This window comes from Bacillus sp. FSL R9-9492, from assembly GCF_038007365.1.
GTDB classification, from domain to species: domain Bacteria; phylum Bacillota; class Bacilli; order Bacillales; family Bacillaceae_G; genus Bacillus_A; species Bacillus_A mycoides.
The window spans coordinates 1,683,797-1,701,363 of the sequence record NZ_JBBOXC010000001.1 but is presented as its reverse complement, the minus strand read 5'-3'; the positions used below and the strand labels follow the sequence as shown (position 1 = coordinate 1,701,363).

21 protein-coding genes are annotated in these 17,567 nt (G+C 35.0%); 2 read left to right on the top strand and 19 right to left on the bottom strand.

The window, feature by feature from the left end:
• Positions 1-21: 21 nt before the first annotated feature.
• The 18 genes from MKY70_RS08690 to MKY70_RS08605 form a co-directional block, all read right to left on the bottom strand.
• On the bottom strand, positions 22-1,245 hold the full coding sequence (locus MKY70_RS08690) for a flagellar hook protein FlgE (RefSeq protein ID WP_002126594.1): 1,224 nt from the start codon (positions 1,243-1,245) through the stop codon (positions 22-24).
• 16 nt (positions 1,246-1,261) lie between these two features.
• Complete coding sequence (locus MKY70_RS08685; protein ID WP_341023958.1) at positions 1,262-1,840, bottom strand: flagellar hook assembly protein FlgD; 579 nt, start codon at positions 1,838-1,840, stop codon at positions 1,262-1,264.
• A gap of 3 nt (positions 1,841-1,843) precedes the next feature.
• Complete coding sequence (locus tag MKY70_RS08680) at positions 1,844-2,968, bottom strand: flagellar hook-length control protein FliK (RefSeq protein ID WP_341023956.1); 1,125 nt, start codon at positions 2,966-2,968, stop codon at positions 1,844-1,846.
• A 1-nt stretch (position 2,969) separates the two neighbouring features.
• Entirely contained in the window at positions 2,970-3,380 is a 411-nt protein-coding gene (locus MKY70_RS08675; RefSeq protein WP_002012036.1) for a hypothetical protein, read from the bottom strand.
• Positions 3,381-3,495: 115 nt separating this feature from the next.
• Complete coding sequence (fliI, locus tag MKY70_RS08670; RefSeq protein WP_002126588.1) at positions 3,496-4,800, bottom strand: flagellar protein export ATPase FliI; 1,305 nt, start codon at positions 4,798-4,800, stop codon at positions 3,496-3,498.
• Positions 4,797-5,483: a FliH/SctL family protein gene (locus tag MKY70_RS08665; RefSeq protein WP_033706611.1), complete on the bottom strand. Its 687-nt coding sequence runs from the start codon at positions 5,481-5,483 to the stop codon at positions 4,797-4,799. The genes fliI and MKY70_RS08665 overlap by 4 nt, the downstream gene beginning before the upstream one ends.
• Positions 5,470-6,474 (bottom strand): flagellar motor switch protein FliG, encoded by a 1,005-nt coding sequence (fliG, locus tag MKY70_RS08660; RefSeq protein ID WP_002030936.1) that lies wholly within the window; start codon positions 6,472-6,474, stop codon positions 5,470-5,472. The genes MKY70_RS08665 and fliG overlap by 14 nt, the downstream gene beginning before the upstream one ends.
• A 13-nt stretch (positions 6,475-6,487) precedes the next feature.
• On the bottom strand, positions 6,488-8,068 hold the full coding sequence (gene fliF / locus MKY70_RS08655; RefSeq protein WP_341023954.1) for a flagellar basal-body MS-ring/collar protein FliF: 1,581 nt from the start codon (positions 8,066-8,068) through the stop codon (positions 6,488-6,490).
• A gap of 22 nt (positions 8,069-8,090) precedes the next feature.
• Complete coding sequence (fliE, locus tag MKY70_RS08650; RefSeq protein ID WP_002064631.1) at positions 8,091-8,390, bottom strand: flagellar hook-basal body complex protein FliE; 300 nt, start codon at positions 8,388-8,390, stop codon at positions 8,091-8,093.
• 17 nt (positions 8,391-8,407) lie between these two features.
• Complete coding sequence (flgC, locus tag MKY70_RS08645; RefSeq protein WP_002030933.1) at positions 8,408-8,821, bottom strand: flagellar basal body rod protein FlgC; 414 nt, start codon at positions 8,819-8,821, stop codon at positions 8,408-8,410.
• 20 nt (positions 8,822-8,841) lie between these two features.
• Positions 8,842-9,327 (bottom strand): flagellar basal body rod protein FlgB, encoded by a 486-nt coding sequence (gene flgB, locus MKY70_RS08640; RefSeq protein ID WP_060748978.1) that lies wholly within the window; start codon positions 9,325-9,327, stop codon positions 8,842-8,844.
• Positions 9,328-9,671: 344 nt separating this feature from the next.
• On the bottom strand, positions 9,672-9,944 hold the full coding sequence (locus tag MKY70_RS08635) for a hypothetical protein (protein WP_060748979.1): 273 nt from the start codon (positions 9,942-9,944) through the stop codon (positions 9,672-9,674).
• Positions 9,934-10,302, bottom strand: coding sequence for a flagellar export chaperone FliS (locus MKY70_RS08630; protein WP_002086495.1), 369 nt, complete (start codon positions 10,300-10,302; stop codon positions 9,934-9,936). Before MKY70_RS08630 ends, MKY70_RS08635 begins: the two co-directional genes overlap by 11 nt.
• Before the next feature lie 22 nt (positions 10,303-10,324).
• On the bottom strand, positions 10,325-11,704 hold the full coding sequence (locus tag MKY70_RS08625) for a flagellar hook-associated protein 2 (protein ID WP_002086496.1): 1,380 nt from the start codon (positions 11,702-11,704) through the stop codon (positions 10,325-10,327).
• Between the two features lie 19 nt (positions 11,705-11,723).
• A complete protein-coding gene (locus MKY70_RS08620; protein WP_002086498.1) occupies positions 11,724-12,587 on the bottom strand; it encodes a flagellar hook-associated protein 3 in 864 nt (287 codons plus the stop codon).
• A gap of 493 nt (positions 12,588-13,080) precedes the next feature.
• The gene (gene flgK, locus MKY70_RS08615; RefSeq protein ID WP_002141110.1) at positions 13,081-14,379 is read right to left on the bottom strand and encodes a flagellar hook-associated protein FlgK; all 1,299 of its coding nucleotides are present in this window, start codon (positions 14,377-14,379) and stop codon (positions 13,081-13,083) included.
• Between the two features lie 17 nt (positions 14,380-14,396).
• The gene (locus tag MKY70_RS08610) at positions 14,397-14,849 is read right to left on the bottom strand and encodes a flagellar export chaperone FlgN (RefSeq protein WP_002064619.1); all 453 of its coding nucleotides are present in this window, start codon (positions 14,847-14,849) and stop codon (positions 14,397-14,399) included.
• Between the two features lie 15 nt (positions 14,850-14,864).
• The gene (locus MKY70_RS08605) at positions 14,865-15,329 is read right to left on the bottom strand and encodes a YaaR family protein (RefSeq protein ID WP_002141107.1); all 465 of its coding nucleotides are present in this window, start codon (positions 15,327-15,329) and stop codon (positions 14,865-14,867) included.
• Between the two features lie 143 nt (positions 15,330-15,472).
• Here MKY70_RS08605 and MKY70_RS08600 point away from each other — a divergent pair, with 143 nt between their 5' ends.
• Together MKY70_RS08600 and MKY70_RS08595 are read left to right on the top strand one after the other, a co-directional pair.
• Positions 15,473-15,970 carry a flagellar motor switch protein FliG gene (locus MKY70_RS08600; RefSeq protein ID WP_341023950.1) on the top strand — a complete coding sequence of 166 codons (498 nt, stop codon included), beginning with the start codon at positions 15,473-15,475 and terminating at the stop codon, positions 15,968-15,970.
• Between the two features lie 39 nt (positions 15,971-16,009).
• On the top strand, positions 16,010-16,792 hold the full coding sequence (locus tag MKY70_RS08595; protein ID WP_060748984.1) for a CheR family methyltransferase: 783 nt from the start codon (positions 16,010-16,012) through the stop codon (positions 16,790-16,792).
• 38 nt (positions 16,793-16,830) lie between these two features.
• Here the strand turns inward: MKY70_RS08595 and MKY70_RS08590 are convergent, their stop codons facing one another.
• On the bottom strand, positions 16,831-17,547 hold the full coding sequence (locus tag MKY70_RS08590; RefSeq protein ID WP_060748985.1) for a hypothetical protein: 717 nt from the start codon (positions 17,545-17,547) through the stop codon (positions 16,831-16,833).
• Positions 17,548-17,567 lie beyond the last annotated feature (20 nt).

Sequence of the window (17,567 nt, the reverse complement as noted above, 5' to 3'; positions counted from 1 at the left end):
ACAATTTTTCTTTACGATTTATTATCGAATTAAGTTCACAACTTCATTTAATACTTCATCTGAAATTTTGATTACTTTCGCATTTCCTTGGAATCCGCGTTGGTATAACATTAAATCAACGAATTCTACAGATAAATCTACGTTTGCACCTTCTTGTGCACTACCGCGTACTTTTCCTGCACCATTTTGACCAGATACACCCATTGCTAAAATACCAGTTGTATTTGTCGCTGTGTAGTTACCATTACCATTTTTCATTAAGCCGCCTTCATTCGGGAACATCGCAACAGCTAATTGACCCGCAGCTTTCATACTTCCATCAGAATATTTTACCATCACATATCCACCGTCAGCAATAAAGCAATCTTTAACAGTCGCTGCTGCTCTACCATCTACGTCTGTTACTGCTAATGTTTTCTCTGTCGGATGATTTGTTAATTTACTAAAATCTAAATTTACTGTTCCGCCATTAAATGGAATAGACGCTCCAGGGTTTTGCTGATTTGGCTTTCCTACCGCATCGAATGTTACATCACCGCCTGCGCCTTGAACCTCTTTAAACTCTGTTTCTTTTTTCGAGTCGTTACGCATATGTACTGTATATTTATAATTATGTTCACTAGTTTGTGTAAATTCTACACGCATTGTCCATGTATTACCGGCATCATCGTATGCAGGCAATTCTTGCGTAATCTGTTTTGCATCGGCTGGAATATTCCCTCCAACGACTCCTTTTGACGTTCGAATACCACCGATTGCTGATCCCATTGGAATTTGCAACGGTCCTGGAATACCAGATAAATCAACTTCACCAGTTGCTGCATTTGCAGGATATGCAAATACATATTGCCCTTCTGTATTCGTAATATAGTAATCTGAAGATATTCCAAATGTACCTTTACGCGTAAATTCCGTGTTGCCGCCTTTTGAATCGCCAACCACGAAGAAACCATTACCTTCCATTGCTGCTTGTGTTTTACCACCAGTTAGCGTAATTGTACCATCGCTATAATCCGTAACTGTTCCGCTCATTTTCACACCGTTACCGATACTTTTCGGGTTAGTCCCTGCGTATTTATCGTCGCCTTTTGAACCAATTGAATTGTTATACAGTAAATCATCAAACATTGCTTTTTGTTTTTTATAACCAACTGTTTGTGCATTGGCAATATTATTTGAAGTTACACTTAATGCATTTTGTGTTGCATTCATCCCTGTAATACTTGTATATAACGCTTTAATCATAACGTATGTACACTCCTTATGAATTTGTAGTTTTTACTTCTTCAGTTACTTTTTGATCGTCTTTCTTTGCATCTTCTGGATTCGTTTCTCCAATCGGTTTATCAGACACTCTTTCAACGAAACGAAGAGACACTACTTTATTATCAATAACGAGCTGTACTTCGTTATTTTCTGCAAGGCGAACTGTCTCTACTTGACCAGTTACTTTTTTACCGTCACCGTCAACACCTCTTACATACTTCCCTAAAAACTTCATTCCACCATCAAGCGCTGTCGAATGCATCGTCGTTCTTAAAGAGTCAACTGCTTTTGTCATATTCTGTACTTGTTCCATAAGAGATAACTGCGCTGTCTGATTCATCATTTGATTCATATCCATCGCATTAAATGGATCTTGGTGCTGGAAACTTGATAAAAATAATTTTAAAAAATCATCTTTCCCCATTACACCAGGAGTCTTTTGCTCTCCTGCTGAAACTCCATTTGCTTGTTGAACTGGCGATTGTACACCGTTAACAGGTACATTACTTTTTTGCGCTCCTGCTTGTAACGGAATATGACTTGTACTCGTTGTATTTAATCCAACTGTTGGCACGCTTTATTCCTCCAATAATCCCGCAAATTCTTTTGATTGTTGTTTCTCATGTTTCGTATTTGCTAATTTTTGTTTTTGCCTTTGCTCTTGTTCTCGCTGTTCTTTACGATTTTCATCTTTATCTGAATAGCTAATTTGAATATTGATTTCTTTTTCTTTTAACTTTAGTTTCAATTCATCAAAAATGATTTCAACACGTTTTTTCGCATCGTGTTTTTCCATTTCTACATGAACATCAATTTGGTCTCCATGTTTTTTCATAAACACAGTTAATGTACCAAGTTTTTCTGGATTTAGCTGGAATAAAACGCGTTCTTGTTTCACTACAAATTTTTGTAGCGCTTCTACTTGCGCTTCCATTTTCTTTCCTAAGTCAGGCAATGAAACCTTCTCAGCGCCACCATTTGATTTTCCTATTTGATCGGTACTGGTCGCTTTATTTAATAACTCCACACCCGCAGAACTCGAATCGTTTAATGTATCAACTTCTGGCAAGTCTATCTTTACATCATCACTCTCTGATTTCGGAAGATCTACATCTAAGTCTTTAAATTCTTCTTGTTTCTTTGCAATATTACAAGTTTCTGATTCTACGACTTTTAATACTTGCAACATCTGCTCTGGCATAGTGACCTTGTCTAACGTCATTTGCATTGTATCTTCTAAACATATGGCATTTTTAATATTCATGTTTGAAAGAAGCTCTTGTAATTGCTGTAATTCAGCTGCGGGCAATTCGTTCAGTTTAATATTTCCGTATTCTTTATATAACGCCTGTAATTTTTGTATGTATTGATATAACAATTCTGGCTGCACACGCAATTGCTCAATTGCAACCATCTGCTCAGATACAGCTAACAATAACTGTTCTGTCTCTTTCTTTTCTTCTTTCTTTACAATCGGCTCTTCTTTCGTTACCGTTTTTTTTGCGAGAATATATTCTTTCTTCTCTTCTTCTGGTGCTTCTTCTCGTTTCGTTTTCTCCGTTTTCGGCTGTTTTTTATTTTCAATTCTCATTGTATTATCGAATGAAGAATTTTCATTTTTCGATTGTACTTCTAGCCCTTTTTCTTTTTGCGGAGGTAAACTTTGCTGCACCGGTAATACAAACTGTATCACTACATCCACCTCATCCGTTCATACACATTTTTAAATCAAGAAGCATTTTTTCTTCCAGCTTTTCTTTTACTTTCGCAAGCTTCTTACAATCTTCTTCATACATTTCATCAATGACACGTTCTTTTTCTTTTATTTGCTCTAAAAAGCTTTCATTTTTTTGAATAAAACCTTCTGTTTTTTTAATTTTTCGATTCCATTCTTCTATTCTTTCAGGTGAAAATGTATGTGATGAAAGCATACCAGCCATAATACGTTGTCCCGTTTGTACAACCTTATTGCGTGATTTCACAACATATAGATCATATTCTTTTTTTTGTTCTATTTTTCTTTTTTCAGCTGTTAGTTCGTACACTTCTTTCAAGATATGTTCTTTCTCTTGATTAATCTGCAATTTAATCGTGTCGTACTGCTGCTTATCCACCCGTTTTCATAGCCCCTTCCTATTATAACGTTACCTTTTTCTATTATATAGTTTTTTCACAAAAAAATCTGTGAAATATTAAAATCAAAAAAATAAGACCTCAAAGGGCGAGATCTTATACAATATGGTGCATCGCTTGGACAACATCTTCAAACTGAAAACTATCCGTTCGACCTTGTTTTAAAAACGTATTTATAGCTTCTACTTTATTTTTACATTCAAAAATATAAGCATTTTCTTCATTCTCTTGAATTGTTCCAAGTTTAAAATACAATTCATTCTCTTTATAAATAGATAGAATTTTTCTCATTTCATTTGCAAGTTGCCAATGATTCGGCGATACGATTTCTTCCATAATCCTACTTACCGAATCTAATACCGAAATGGCAGGGTAATGACTAAGAGTTGCGAGCTCACGTTTTAATACAATATGTCCATCTAAAATACCACGAGCTAAATCTGGTACAGGACCATTTAAATCATCACCATCAACTAACACTGTATAAATACCTGTTATTGACCCTTTTTGCGTTTTTCCTGATCGTTCTAATAACTTTTTCATATAACTTTCCATTAACAGTGTTTTACCACCGATCGGTAATTCCTTTACCGCAATATCAACACTTCGGCGTGCATCAGCAAAACGAGTAACAGAATCCATCATAAGTAATACGTTATTACCTTGGTCACGGAAATATTCAGCAATAGATGTTGCAAGCTTAGCCGCACGAAGTTGCATAAGGTGACTTTCATCTGACGTTGCTACAACAACGACACTTTTTTTCATACCTTCTTCGCCTAATTCTTTTCGAATAAAGTCTTTTACTTCTCGGCCACGTTCTCCTACTAAACTAATAACGTTAATATCAGCTTTTGCGTTTTTCGCAATCATTCCAAGCAAGGTAGATTTACCAACACCCGATCCTGCGAAAATACCAATCTTTTGACCAATCCCAATCGTTAACATGGAATCAATCGATTTAATTCCCGTTTCAAATACATCTGTAATTTCTTCACGCTCAAATGCATGAATCGGCGGTGCATCTAATTTTATTTTTTGTAGTGGAATGTTTTCAGTGTTCTCATTTAACACTTCACCATTCGCACTTAACACTTTCCCAAGTAAATGATTACCACGAGGTACAACAACATCTTCTTCAATTAATGTAACTGCATCTCCGTAACATACTTTTTCTGTCTGTCCAAATGGAAGTAGCATATTATTTTCTTTTTCAATCGCAATTACTTCACATAAGACACTATGTTCTCCAACGAGACAAACATCTCCAATCTTTGCTTTCGGACCTTTCGCTACAAAAAACTGCTCTTGTACACTATGAACTTTGCCAACTTTCGTATAAAACGGTGTTTCAATAAATGTATTCCATTTATTATGTTCATTCATTAGCTCGTTGTTCATACATTTTGCTCCTCAAACAACTTCTCTTCTTCCCACTTATGACGAAGCTTCGCAAATATAGGCGCAAATTTAAACTCAAAAAACTCTTTCTCTTCTTCCAGAACAAATTCGCCAAACTGTAAAGAAAAATCATACTTCCATTCTACTAATTGTAGTAGCCAATACTCTTTCGTATTTTCTTTCTCTTCTTGTATACGTTCAAATGTTTCTGGATGAACCGTTATAATTAATTTTTCAAATGAAGTAGGCAATGTTTGCACGATGCCTGTTAAAATCGGCAAAACGTCTAATAAGCGCGAATCTACCGCTTGATTCACTACTTTTTCTGCTAACTGAAAAGATTGATTCCATAATAACTCTGTCCATTCGTATGCTGTTTCTTGTTGTTCTTTTTGAAACTGTATACGCGCTGCTTCCATCTGTTCCATTTGTTCATGAATATGCATTTGAAACTGTTCTTTATCTTGCAACAACTGCTGACGCTCTCGTTCTAGCATTTGCTGCTGCTGCCTTAGCTGATTCATTTCAATATGTAATGCATCTTGCTGTGCAAGAAGTTCTGCATGATCCACTTGTATCTCTTCTTCAATGTGAACTGATACTGGTTTCGGAAATTGTAATTCATACGTTTCTTCAGAAAAAGAAACAGAATTCTTCGGAATTCTGTTTTTAAATAAGGACATCATCTTCACCTCTTTGAACGATAATTCTTCCTTCTTTTTCTAACTTTTTCACTGTACCTGTAATCGTTTGTTGTGCTTTTTCAGCATCCGTCATCTTAAGCGGTCCTAAGCCATCTAACTCTTCAAGAATCATCTCTCTACGGTTTGAAGACATACATGTAAATAGTTTCTCTTTAATTTCTTCTTTTGCAATTTTAAGTGCTTTCGCGATAACACCGTTATCTGTAATTTCCTCTAATACACGGCGAAGCGCAAGATCCTCAAGACCAAGTAAGTCTTCAAAGACAAACATATTTTCTTTAATTTTCTCAGATAACGCATAATCGACTTCATCCAGCTTTTGAAAGACTGTTTTTTCAACACCTCGTGAAACATTATTTAAAATGTTCACTATTGTTTTCAATCCATCTGTTTTATTAATAGCACTAAATGCCATATTATTTAATTTTGCTTTTAATAACTCACCAATTTGATTAATTAATTCACCATCTACTTGTTCAAGCTTTGCAATACCCATTACCGTCTCTACACGTTTATGATCTGGTAATCTCTCAATTAATTGAGAAGCAAGTTGCGGCTTAATATAAGAAGCAATAATCGCTATCGTTTGTGGCGATTCATCATTAAGCACTGTAAGAAGTGGCTCTAAATCTGTAAGTGAATTTAAGAATTCAAATGGATTATCTTTGTTATACCAAAGGTCTTCCAATAATTTTTCCAACTCGTCTTCTGGCATATTTTTAAATATACGACGAATGTATTCTTTATCTGGAGTTACTAAATTCAACTCTTTTACATTTAGTTCGTACAAAAACTCCCCTAGTACATTTTCTAACGTTTCTGGTTTATATACACGAAACTTCGCGATTTCGCGAAGTAACACTTCTTTTTCCTCAGCCGTCATATATTCAATGACTTTTGCTGCCACCTCTTCGTTTAATGTACGAATGAGGATGGCAGCTTTCTCTTTGGAGGAGATTTCATCTAACATTGTTTTTCCTCCCTTACTGTCCGTTTAACCATTTTTTAATTACTTTTGCAGTACCTTCTACATGCTCTTTCGTAGCTTCCTGCACTTGATCATCTAATGTAGGTTCTGATGGTTCTACCGGTTCTGGTTCTGGCTTTGGCTCTGGTACTATTTTTTCTTCAGGAATTTCAAAAATACTTTCACTACTAGCAGCAACTTCCTCTTCTGCTAAGTATTCTTCATATTCCTCTTCTTCTTTCTTTTTCTTACGTCTTGCTAAGAAGAACCATACTAGGCCAATTAGTGCTAGCAAGCCAGCTGTAATTCCACCGAATAACCACCAGTTCATACCACCTTTTTCTGGCTCTTTCTCTTTTTCAACTTTCGGCTGGTCGAACTGAACAGTTACAACGTTAACTTGACCGTTTGTAAAGTTTCCATTCGGATCAACTTGAAGCCCAGCTGCTGTTCCAATCGCTTCTTTAAATGTTGTCATATCAATTTTTCGTTTTACTAACGTATCGTTATCTACCCATACAACAACATTTGTTTTTGTTAATTCCGGATGTTTCTTAATTGTTTCAACTGTTTTATCTATTTCATAGTTTTCAATTTTGTTACCATTTTTATTATCGTAGACAACTTTACCGTTTTGATTATTGTTCGTACCGTAGTTCGGCACTTCACCGTTCGCTGTAATACCCGCACCTTGCTTCGTATCTGCTCCTTCTTGCGCAGTAGAGCTTTCCTCTTGCTCTTGTTTACTGCGAAGTACACCTTTATCGCCATATTTTTCTGACTGACGTGTAACTTCATCGTAGTTTACAGACACTTTCGTATTCACTTTATATTCATTTGATTTAAACATCGTCATTAACGTTGCGTCAATATCTTGCTTTAATTTACCTTCAATTTGATGCTGCATCTCTACTTCTTTTTCATAAGAAGAGGAACTGTTAGAATGCGCTTCATCTGCTCCTTTTGAGATGATACCTTTTTTACTATCAATAACACTTACTTCTTCTGCTTTCACGCCAGGAACTGCCGCACTAATCATTTGCTGTATACCAGCAACTTGATCAGCTGTTAATAATTGTCCACGCTTCACACCAACAGTAATCGCCGCTGTTCCTTTTGCTTTTTCTTCATCAAAAATTGTTTCTTTTTCAGGTAATGTAATTTGCACATTTGCCGTTTCAACTGTCGTGAAGTTTCGTACAATATCTTGCTCCAATTGCTTTTTCGTGCCGACAATCTGCTTCATTTTCTTATCTTGTTCACTTGAACCGAGTGAGCTTTCTAATAGAATTTCCTCACCGCTTTTTGAATTAAACGGCAAGCCCATTCCATTCATTTCTTTTCGAACCCATGGAGCATCATTCTTTTGCACTCGAATCGAACCATCGGCTGCTAATTGGTAATCAACACCTAGCTTCGATAATTCTGCTGTAATCTCTTGCTTATCTGTATCATTTAAATTTTGATATACAACAACATATTTATCTGGCAAGGTGAAGTATAAAAGTGCTCCTGTTGCAATCGCTAAAAGCGCAGCACCAATCACTAACTTATGCCACGTTTTCAACGATTGGAAAACATTTTTTATCTTTTCCATTTAAATACACCCGTCCATTTTCCTAAATTTGCATATTAATTAGTGACTTATAATTTTCAATAAGATTATCACGTACGAGAGCAGCTGTTTTCATTTGTGATTCAGCTTTCTTCTGCTGAATTAAAACGTCATGCGTTTCTCCTACCCCTTTTGTCAGTAAATCATATACTGCTGTTTGGGCATTATTTTGCGTTTGATTCATATCTTCCAATAAATCAATAAACTTTTTGCCTTCAACTACAGATGTTTCTGAAGTTTTCTGTGTGCCAATCGGCTGAATCGCTCCAAATGGCTGTGTATTTAACATTGGTTGAATTTTCATATTTCCCCTCTTCCCTCTTATCCTCGGCCGATTTCTAAATCTTTATCGAGCATTTTTTTGTTCGCATTTAATACGCTTGTATTTGCTTCATACATTTTTTGAGCAACCATTACATTCGTCATCTCAGCTGTCACATCAATGTTCGGATAACGTACATACCCTTCTTCATTTGCATGCGGATGCGTCGGATCATACACAAGATTTTCATTTCGATCCGTTTCAATACTTTTTATTTTCACTCCGTTAGTAGGAGCTCCATCTAGCATACTTGCAAAACTATTATTTGATTCCAACACTACACTTCGGCGGTGATACGGCTCTGCACCCGGTGCTCCCGTCGTATTTGCATTTACGATATTGTTAGAAGTAACTTCCATCCATTTTCTCGCTGTAGTTAGCCCTGAACCACTTGCATTAATTGCCTGAAACATCTTTGTCTCTCCTTTTACTCTTAACGTCCACGTGCTGCTTGGTTAATAGCGTATTGCGTATTAATTGCATTAATTGAAACACCGTATAATTGGTTTGTTTTCATTAAATCTAGCATTTCTGTCGTTACATCAACACTGTTTCCATCTTTATTCGTTTGCATTGATTTCGTTTGAATCTTTGCGTATGTATTTTTCATATTTGCTGTTGGTAAGTGCATTACATTCGTTTGATATAAATCTGGATTACTCTTTAAATCCGCAGTATTTTTTTTGTATAATGCACTGCTCATATTCATTTGCTCAGCAAATGTTACATCTTGTGCTTTATAGCCAGGTGTATTCGCATTTGCAATATTACTAGAAACGGTATTTCGCTTCGTTACTAAATAGTTCATATAATGACTTACATCACTAACTAAATCTGGCATATTCCACACCCTTCCTTTTCCATCATGCTCGTTTAGCGCATGATCATCCACTGATGGAAGTTTCACTTTATTATTCATTTTCCTATATGTATTTATTTATTAAAATATTATCTATTTTGTACCCTTACATATTTTATTCCATTTTTCCATTGTTGTCTTTAGAAAAATACAAAAATATAAAAAAGAATATAAAAAACTGTATACGCGTAGTAATCCATGTAACATTTTGATATATAAACAATAAAAAAAGAGCTTCCATACACTTCTCTCCATAAAATAAAGACATCTTATTTTTCATTGTTTGGATTATTACCATTCTTTTTATTACAGTCATAAAGTGAAACCTCAATCAGCGGAACGCCTTATTCAAACAATGGAATGGATCCCCTTTTAAAAGGGGTATCCATTTCCATACTTTTCTATTAAAATTTACCGTAAAACGAATTCGCTTTCATTCGTCCATCATTTGTCATAATCATTTCTTCCAAAATCTTTTGCTTATCTCGAATATGCTGTGCTGCCTTAATTATTAATGGACTCACTTCCGCTGCAACATCTGCGCGCGTCTCTTCATCCAATGTCATCATCCAGCGATTTAACATTGCACTCTTCTCAGCAAATTCTTCATCTGACACTTGTAATTCACCGATTTCATTAAAACAGCCGACAAACGCTCGATAAATATCATTGTTCATTTTCAAGTGCTCCGCGGTAACCGTCTATTAAATCTTGTAACACTTGCACAATCGCATCCATGTCTTTTACTTCACGCGTTACTTTCATCGTCTGAATTTGAATGCTAATCCAATCGTATAAACCGAATAGACTATCATATAAATCTTTAGTGATCTCTGGATTTAATTGAAGCTTTAACTCTTCAAAAATACGTTCTAATTTTTCAAGAAGCGCGTCTCCTTCTTGCAATTTAAAACTATTTAAAAGTTCTTCTAAATTACGAAACTCAACGATACATCTTTCATAAATAAAAATTGTGTTTTTAATTGGATTACTCGTCATAATATCATTTTGCATATAACGTTGCCATGCTTGCATACAATCACTTCCTTAACTTTCATTAATCATCACTTTTTTGTTTTGTCATTGCTTTAATTGTTTTCAGCTGGCTATCAAGCGCCGCTAATGTACTTTCTAATTTTTGATACTTTTTCACAATTTCATCTTGCTTTTGCAAGTTTTGCTTCTCAATATCTCTAATCTTTTTATCTAAATCACTTACACGTGAGTCAATGTTCTTTACTCGCTCTCCGACTACACCTTTATCACCAAATAGTCTTTCAAGTGGCTCTTCCATCATTTTACCTAAACCGTTAGAACCAAAGAAAAATTGCTTCGCTGCATCTGGTTTTTCTTTTAGTGCTTGTGTTAATTTTTCTTCATTAACTTCCATCGTCCCATCTTGCTTTAATTGGATACCAAATGAAAATAAATAATTATCATCTTGCGAGAATGTCACGACGTTATTCAACGCTTGACGTACGCTTTGCATAATTACCTGCCCTTGGAAAACTCCATCTTTCCCAGCAAAAAGATCCACTGTAGAAACTGCTTTATTATACTCTGCTACCATCTTTTTAATAATATTGGCTGCGTCTGTTACGTTGGAATCACTTACCGTAAATTTTAATTCTACACCTTTTGCTTTTGGATCTGTTGTTGTACCTGCATCTGGTGTTCCTTCTACTTTCGGCTCAGTCACCTTTAACAATTCAATTTTCACGCCCGGAAGAGCTTCAATTGTATTTGTAAAACTTTCAGCTCCAATACCATTAATACTATATTTGGCATTTTGTGCTTCATTAATTGTATTGACTGCTGTCCCATCCGCCTTAACTAAACCAATATCTTGAAACAGTGTAGATGTGTTCCCTGAAAAATCAATTTTCCCATCTGTTCCTTCTTTTTTCGAGGACATAAAAATTTTATCTCCAAGTGTATAAGCCGATACGCCATAATCTCCATCATTAATTTTATTTATTAAATCTTTATATGTCATATCAGTTGTTACTTTTAGATCTTTACCGCCTAGTTTTAATGTTTCATCTTTAGGAAGCTTCGCATTTATATCAGCAATCTTATTAGAAGCTATTTGATGACGCTGCGCAAGCTGTGTAATCGTCATATTAAAAGTCCCTGCAATCGCTCCACCATCAGCTTTTACATTAATGTAACCGTCTTGTGTCGTTGTAACTTTTTTCTCATTCCCTTTAAAAGCTGCTAAATCTTTAAACACTTGAGTAAAAGGGGTAAATTGTGTCTTTAAACTTGCATATACTTGTTTATCTTGCGTAAGTTGTTGCTTCTCAGTAGTATATGGTGTTTTTCTCATATCTAACGCTTGCATTTCTAATTCTACAAAGTTAGATGTATCGATCATATTATTTCCGAGGTTCCAAATCTGTTGTCTACCACCAATACCTGTTAACGTCCCTGCCATATTTCTCACTCCTTATTGTTTACATGTAATCTAAAATGCTCGTTTTACTCATCGTACTAACTGCTTTAAGCGTTGCTTCATAAGTTGCATTAATATAAGCTAGGTCAGAAATTGCTACCGCTAAATCAACATCTTCAATTTCTTTACGATTTTCTTGAAGCGCTAAATTTTGCTCGCTTAAAATTGTTTTAAACGTCTCCATCGTGTTCATAGTTGAACCAACTTCAGTTGTACGGTTAATGACGCTATCTAAGTTTTTCTTATTTTCTCCTAATAACGGTTGTAACGCTTTTTGGTCACCATTTTGCATCGCTTCACTCATCTGTTTTAACGTTTTTATAACCGGGGATAATAATGCTTCTCCGTTACGAAATGCTTTTAATTGATAACCGTCATTTAGTTGCCAGTTCACATCATTTTTTCCACCTTGATACGTACCATCTTCTGTAAATGGAGCTTGTTCAGCACTATCCCCACCGAAAATATAACGGCCTTGCTCTTTCGTATTCGCTAAATATACAACTTGTTTTAAAATTTGATCAATCTCTGCACCGATTGCCTTCAATTCTTTTTCGCTATTTGTCCCATTTAACGCTTGCACTGTTAATTGATCCGCTCTTGTTAAAGATTTAAAAACACCTTGTAAAGTATTTTCAGTTTGTGTTAATACATTTTTCGAATCCGCTAAATCTTTTTGCATTTGTTCAATATTTGCTAACGAATGCTGAATCGCAAATGATTTACTTGCCGCAAGTGGGTCTTCGCTCATAAAAAGATTTTTTTTCCCAGAAGTTACTTGATTTCGATGATATTGCTGCTGCACATTCAAATCCATCATCTGATTCTTTGCCCAGTTTGCATTTTGAAACGTAGATACTCTCATCTCTATCTTCTCCTTTATCTATATTTGACTGGGCTAGAGAAGCAACTGCAACTATGTACTGTTAGTTTCTTCCCTAGCCTTCAACCATTTCATATCTCTGATCTAACACGGCTTGGCCCACTAAAAGGCTCTATCCGCTTCCACACTATACCGGATCCTCTCTCTACACATAAAAAAGGGGCTTCGTTTCTATTTGACATGGCTGTTCTCTAAGCTAACTTATCCCACAACCACTTCATATCTCTGGTCTCATATCGCTCGGTCCACTAATAGGCACTGACCGCCTCTATCTAACTCAGGACCCTCTCTCTAATCATAAAAAAGGGGGCTTCGTTTCTATTTGACATGGCTATTCTCTCCCTTAACTTCCCCTTCACCCATCTCATATCTCTGGTCTAACATGGCTTGGTCCACTAAAAGGATCTGTCCGCTTCTACCTTGCGCCGGATCCTCTCTTCCCTCATAAAAAAAACTTTTTCGATCCTTCTACATGTTATCTAATAATCGAAAACAAACTATCAAACACTTCATTCATCGTCGTAATAGCTTTAGAGTTTGCGACAAAATATTTTTGGAAAGCCATTAAATTAACCATTTCTTCTTCCATATTTACGCCTTCAATACTCATTTTTTCTTGTTGAATACCTTCTAATAAATCTTTATGAATATTTTGATAAGCATTCACTGCACTTTTATCAGAAGCTACACCAACTATAAATTGGTCTAATGCTTGTTTATAAGAAAGACCTTCTTTATAATCTCCATCTGTAATTCCTGCTAGTTTATTTGCTGTTTCAGCGGAGATTTTCATTTTCGAAACATCTTTTGCGAATTCAGGGTTTAACTGAATATCTTTCGCATGATCTCCAACGAAGAAATCTTTTCCCATCACTGTATTCACTTGACCTTTTACAGAACTCATTAATTCTTCAAGGTTTTTCTTATAACTAGCAATCTTCGCTTTCGTATCTATCGCTGATTGAATTGCTCCACCATTTAAAGGAATATCCGATCCATAAATCGCAACAGACATTGGTTCTTTTTCTTTATTTAATTGAAGTGGATATGTATCTTGTCCATTTACTGTTAAAACACCATTCATTCTAACACTCGCGATATTAGGATTCATAGATTCATAAGATACTTCAATATTGGCATACTTAGACATCTCTGTAACGATGCGATCACGTTCGTCTAATAGTTGATTAGGTACTTGTGTCCCTGCTTGTCCAATTTTTTTATTCGCCTCTGCTAAACTAGCACCAAGACGATTAAATTCATTCACATGTGCTTCAATATCTTCTGTCGTCTGTGCTTCTGCTGTATCTAAGTTTTTCGCAAGACGATTTATCTGACTTGTGAACTTCCCAGTTTCAGAAACTAATGTATCGTAGTAGTTTGGTTGTTCTGGATTTTTTGCAACTTCACGAAAAGCATTGAAGAATCCATCCATTAAACTAGATAATGAATTTTTCCCTGTCGTTCCTACCATAGACTCTACTCGTGATAAAGTAGAATTCATATATGCGTAGTAAGAGAACTGTGACAACTGATCATTAAATTGCTTCGTTTTCACTTCATCTGTAATACGGTCAACTCCTAATGTTTGTACACCATAACCGATTCTCTGTTCAGGCGTATGACCGTTACTTGCTCCAACAGATCCGTAATTTACCATTTGACGAACATAACCCGGCGTATGAATGTTAGATAAGTTTTGTTTTGTCGTTTGTAATCCCATTTGGGCCGCTAGCATACCAGATAACGGCGTATTATAATCAGATAATCTCATAATGCTTCACTTCTCCTTTACAATAGTTCATTCATAAAGATTTGCGAATTATTGTTTTTCTCCAAATTGTATTCAGAAACGGAATCCACAATACTTTCTGTAGTTTTTAATAGTACGTTTAAGTAATATTGATTTTTCAAAAGAATCATTTTTACATTTTCTTCTAATTCATTTAAACTTTTTTGTAATTCTTCCATTTTTTCATTTTCTTCCTGTGAAAAATACGAAAATAGCGAACGCATACGCAACGGTTCAACTTGTTTTTCTTTACAAAGCTGAACAACCATTTCCTCAAAAGATCGCGATAATCCTTTAACACCTTCTATGTACTGCAATTGCTCTACTTGCAACTTTTGCACTGCATTTACATTTTTATTTTTTAAATTCTCATATATTTGTTCCCCAAGCGTTTGAATATTTTCATATGCCTTTTGAATAATAACGAGCTTTTCATATAATTGTATGTACATATAGCTTCCTTTCCTTTACAAGACTAAATTTACAATCAAACCATGAATTTCTCCAATTTGATTTAACATTTCTAAATGCCCTGTTTTCGTATTAATTAAATTCATAACATCTTCTAACTCAGTTAATCCCATTTCAGCTTGTTTTACGATCGTCATTTTCTGCGAATATCCGTAACGCGGATGACGAGACATAACATCTTTATACTGCAATACGTTATCAACGTAAAAATTCAAAAATGATTTTACAGTATTTTTGTATTCCATTACATTATCGAGCGTTAACTCTAACTCGATTTTCTCTTTAATTTCTCCAATGTTATCAACAAGTGCTTCCATTTGTTCTAACAATTTATCGTTTTTCGGATCTGCATGCAAATTATCCGAAAAAGCAAGTCCTGTCCTGACATTTGCTTCTTTCGGCATTTGAGTAGCAGGCGGTATATGCGATAAAATTGGATTATGCGAGATAGAACGCAGCATATATATCACCTATTTATTTTTTTATTTCCTTCTAAACTTAATCGTAAAATCTAGTTATTTATAATTATACTCTGTACAATGATATTTTGCAGTTATTTTTTATAGAAGATATGTTACAATTTAGCATGAGGTGGCACAAATCTATGAATATTTTTCTTTGTGGTTCAAATCAATTAACAGCATTAGATCAGGAAGAAATAAAAAAAATTTTAATTGACTATGCTCACAAACATAAAATTTACATATTATGTTATAAATCTATTGAAAATGAAGTTCTTCGTTTTTTCATTGAAAATGAAAGACTCGCTCAAAATTTATGCTTTTACACGCTACAACCGTTACAAGTATTAACAGACGAATTTCAAGAAGTCGTTGATTACTTAAAAAAACACGGAGCCGAGTATATTGCTTTTGATCATCCTTCCGACTCCATTTATCGATCAGATTATATGTTTTTTGTAAAGCAAATTGTCGAAGATACCGATTTAGTTCTCTGTTTTTATAACGGAGATAAACATACGTCTGTCATTCCCGTTGACGTTGCAAAAGAAGCAGGAATTGATGCTGTTATTTATGATTTACCAGGCTTACATGAAAAGCAGATGAAAAAAAGCTTTGAACAAAAAATTCGTATGATGTAAAGGGGGAGGCACAATATCGTTATTGTGCCTATTGTAAATATGATAACTGAACAAGATTACAATCAATTTGTCGTAAGTTTTAAACAGCACTTTAATATGGATATCGCTTCCTATAAACAAGATAGAATGCGCCGAAGAATCGATGCTTTCATTTCGAGAAAAGGTTTTGAAAATTACACAAACTTTTCAAATCATTTACGTACTGATCAAACGTTATTTTTAAGTTTTATTGACTATATTACAATTAACGTATCAGAGTTTTTCAGAAATAAAGAGCGCTGGCAAACGTTAGAGACGAAAGCTCTACCAAAGCTACTTGAACAAAATAACGGTAAATTAAAAATTTGGAGTGCTGCTTGCGCTGCCGGTGAAGAACCATATACACTTTCTTTAATATTATCGAAGCATCTAGCTCCATTTCGCTTTGAAATCCAAGCAACAGATCTCGATTACCATATTTTAGAAACTGCAAAACGTGGTCAATATACGGAACGCTCTTTGAAAGAATTACCTAATGATTTAAAACAACGTCATTTCACAAAAGAAGATGATACATATATATTGCATCAAAATATTAAACAGCAAGTTACATTTAAACAACATGATTTATTAATGCAGACATTTGATACGAACTACGATTTAATCATTTGTCGAAATGTAATGATTTACTTTACAGAAGAAGCAAGAATAAAGCTTTATGAAAAGTTTAGTCGTTCTTTACGAAAAGGCGGCGTACTATTCGTTGGTAGCACAGAACAAATTTTAACACCCGAACGCTACAACCTTCAGCGTTTTGATACATTCTTCTACGAAAAAATATAGAAAAAGGTCGTCATAATTGAAATGACGACCTTTTTTTATTATATAATACGAATCAATATGATACCTATAACCCATATAAAGAGAAATAGAGCTGTAACAGACCATTTATGCTCTTGAATCGTATGTTTCAACGCATGCGATAATTGCGTCATATTCATTTCTGCAAGTGCTCTCCACACACTTGCATCACGTTCTTTAGAAATACGATCCGTACCGCTAATTAAAATTGTTTCGTTAGACAATTTTGTCATGTAAGCTGTAATAACTGTTATCATTAAATTCGTATTTCCTTCTGATGTATCTTGTTCCACTCTAGAAATGAGCGCACTTACATCAAGTAACGGAATATGCACTTTTCTTCCAAACGAAAGCTGCACTTCAGCGAAATCATACGTTCCGTCTAATAACGGAACTCCCTTTATATGAGCTTGTTTAATAAGCCCCTGCAAACTTTTAACAATTTGTTCATATATTTTTTCCGATTGCTTTCCTTCCTCAGACAACATATGTAGCTTTGAAAACAACTGCAACACGGTATCCATTTCCTTAGAAAGCATATCTTTTACAATCTTTCCATCACCTAAACTCGCAAGTAGAATCCCTATTTCATTATTTTTCGAAATGATTTGGGACCGCCCGGTAAACACAAGATTACTCCGTTTTCGCTCTTTTTGAATTTCATGTTCTGAAATAGCTGCAGGCTGTTTTAATGGTTGTAGCGTCTTATTTTCAATTGTAGTACGTTTAATTTCCATCTAAGCGCCTCCACTACTAT

Coding starts and splice junctions, on each gene's coding strand:
- MKY70_RS08625 (WP_002086496.1), bottom strand. CDS start 11,704: ATGGCAGGGACGTTAACAGGTATTGGTGGTAGACAACAGATTTGGAAC.
- MKY70_RS08600 (WP_341023950.1), top strand. CDS start 15,473: ATGAATATTTTTCTTTGTGGTTCAAATCAATTAACAGCATTAGATCAG.
- fliG (WP_002030936.1), bottom strand. CDS start 6,474: ATGTTAGATGAAATCTCCTCCAAAGAGAAAGCTGCCATCCTCATTCGT.
- MKY70_RS08590 (WP_060748985.1), bottom strand. CDS start 17,547: ATGGAAATTAAACGTACTACAATTGAAAATAAGACGCTACAACCATTA.
- flgC (WP_002030933.1), bottom strand. CDS start 8,821: ATGTTTCAGGCAATTAATGCAAGTGGTTCAGGGCTAACTACAGCGAGA.
- flgB (WP_060748978.1), bottom strand. CDS start 9,327: ATGAATAATAAAGTGAAACTTCCATCAGTGGATGATCATGCGCTAAAC.
- fliF (WP_341023954.1), bottom strand. CDS start 8,068: ATGGAAAAGATAAAAAATGTTTTCCAATCGTTGAAAACGTGGCATAAG.
- fliE (WP_002064631.1), bottom strand. CDS start 8,390: ATGAAAATTCAACCAATGTTAAATACACAGCCATTTGGAGCGATTCAG.
- flgK (WP_002141110.1), bottom strand. CDS start 14,379: ATGAGATTATCTGATTATAATACGCCGTTATCTGGTATGCTAGCGGCC.
- MKY70_RS08605 (WP_002141107.1), bottom strand. CDS start 15,329: ATGCTGCGTTCTATCTCGCATAATCCAATTTTATCGCATATACCGCCT.
- MKY70_RS08610 (WP_002064619.1), bottom strand. CDS start 14,849: ATGTACATACAATTATATGAAAAGCTCGTTATTATTCAAAAGGCATAT.
- MKY70_RS08630 (WP_002086495.1), bottom strand. CDS start 10,302: ATGCAAGCATGGCAACGTTATATGCAAAATGATATTATGACGAGTAAT.
- MKY70_RS08620 (WP_002086498.1), bottom strand. CDS start 12,587: ATGAGAGTATCTACGTTTCAAAATGCAAACTGGGCAAAGAATCAGATG.
- MKY70_RS08595 (WP_060748984.1), top strand. CDS start 16,010: ATGATAACTGAACAAGATTACAATCAATTTGTCGTAAGTTTTAAACAG.
- MKY70_RS08635 (WP_060748979.1), bottom strand. CDS start 9,944: ATGAACAATGATATTTATCGAGCGTTTGTCGGCTGTTTTAATGAAATC.
- MKY70_RS08690 (WP_002126594.1), bottom strand. CDS start 1,245: ATGATTAAAGCGTTATATACAAGTATTACAGGGATGAATGCAACACAA.
- fliI (WP_002126588.1), bottom strand. CDS start 4,800: ATGAACAACGAGCTAATGAATGAACATAATAAATGGAATACATTTATT.
- MKY70_RS08665 (WP_033706611.1), bottom strand. CDS start 5,483: ATGTCCTTATTTAAAAACAGAATTCCGAAGAATTCTGTTTCTTTTTCT.